The organism is Microbacterium sp. GCM10027623, assembly GCF_042666935.1.
Classification (GTDB): Bacteria; Actinomycetota; Actinomycetes; order Actinomycetales; family Microbacteriaceae; genus Microbacterium.
Genome location: NZ_JBHTHE010000005.1, coordinates 1 through 1,436 on the forward strand (window position 1 = coordinate 1; position 1,436 = coordinate 1,436).

The 1,436-nt window shown below is 62.8% G+C and carries 2 protein-coding genes; both read right to left on the reverse strand.

All coding sequences use genetic code 11. From position 1 onward, the window contains the following. Positions 1-39 precede the first annotated feature (39 nt). On the reverse strand, positions 40-888 hold the full coding sequence (locus ACFQY2_RS16260; protein ID WP_378747061.1) for an IS3 family transposase: 849 nt from the start codon (positions 886-888) through the stop codon (positions 40-42). Then, complete coding sequence (locus ACFQY2_RS16265; protein WP_378747062.1) at positions 885-1,211, reverse strand: transposase; 327 nt, start codon at positions 1,209-1,211, stop codon at positions 885-887. Before ACFQY2_RS16265 ends, ACFQY2_RS16260 begins: the two co-directional genes overlap by 4 nt. Between the last annotated feature and the right edge of the window lie 225 nt (positions 1,212-1,436).

Here is a 1,436-nt window from a genome sequence, read left to right on the forward strand (position 1 = left end):
TGAACTGGTCCGCGTTTGTTGGACTGGTTTAGTTGAAGCCTATGCTGCGAGGGTCTGGGTCCGGTATTGCACCGGGCTCAGGCCCTCGAGCCGTTCAGTGACTCGGTCGTTGTTGTACCAGCGGATGTACTCGTGCAGCGCGGCTTCGAGGGCGTCGATGCTGAGGTAGCGGACGTGGTGGAAGCACTCTTCCTTGAGGTGGCCGAAGAAGCTCTCCATGACCGCGTTGTCGAAGCAGTTGCCCTTGCGGGACATTGACTGCGTTGCGCCGGCGGCGGCGAGCAGCGCCCGCCAGGAGCGATGCTGATACTGGAACCCCTGGTCTGAGTGCACCAGCGGGTGCTGTCCGGGAGCGAGCGTCTTGATCGCGTCGGCCAGCGACCTGTTCGCCAGCTGCAGGTTTGGTGACTGGCTGGTCGAGTACGCGATGATCTCCCGGTTGCAGAGATCCATCACCGGCGACAGGTAGAGCTTCTCGTCGCCGACGCGAAACTCGGTCACATCGGTGACCCACTTCTCATTCATCGTCTCGGCCGTGAAATCACGGTCCAGGATGTTCTCGGCAATCTGCCCAACCTCGCCCTGATAGGACACGTAACGCCGCTTCCGCCGAGATGTGGAGGCCAGGCCGAGCAGACGCATCAGCTTCAGCACGGTCTTGCGATTCACCCGCCACCCGTGCTTCGTCAGCACGCGGTGCACGCGCCGATACCCGTAACGGGCCTTGTTCGCAGTGAATACCTCGGTGATCGCAGTCTTCAACGCCGCATACGGGTCCGGGGCATCCAGGCGGGTCTGGTGGTAGAAGAAAGTCGACCGCGCAAGCCGGGCCGCGGCGAGCAAGTCTGTGAGGGAGTGTTCTGCCTTGAGGGTCACGACGGCGTTCACTTTGACCGTCGTTGCTGCTCCATCAAGGCCCGCAGTTTTCCCAAGTACGCGACCTCCGCCTGAAGCCGCGCGTTCTCCCGCCGCAACCGCGCCATCTCACTCGCCTCGCTCGGCTCAACGGTCGGCCCGGGCGGTCTGCCCGGGCGTTTGGGGCGGAGCGCGTCCTCGCCCTCGTTCCGATACTTCCGCGCCCACGTCTCGATCAACTTCGGAGATGACAGATCGAACTCGCGAGCCAGCTCCGCCTTGGTCTCACCGGCGAGGAACCGGGTGACGATCTCAAGTTTGAGCTCGAACGAGTACGACGCCTTCGTCGACTTCATCAGCAACGTCCTATTCCCGCGCACCCGCCACCGGTCATAGAGCCGGCGGATCGGATTCAGGCTCGATCCGAGCCGGGTGGCGACGGCATCCGGCCCCCACCCGGCATCGAACAACGCTACCGCCGCCGCACGCTGGTCATCGGAAAGTGAACTACGTGGATGCACGAAACTGCTCCCTGGATGTCGGAACTGAATTCATCAGTCCAACTTCCAGGGAGCAGTTCA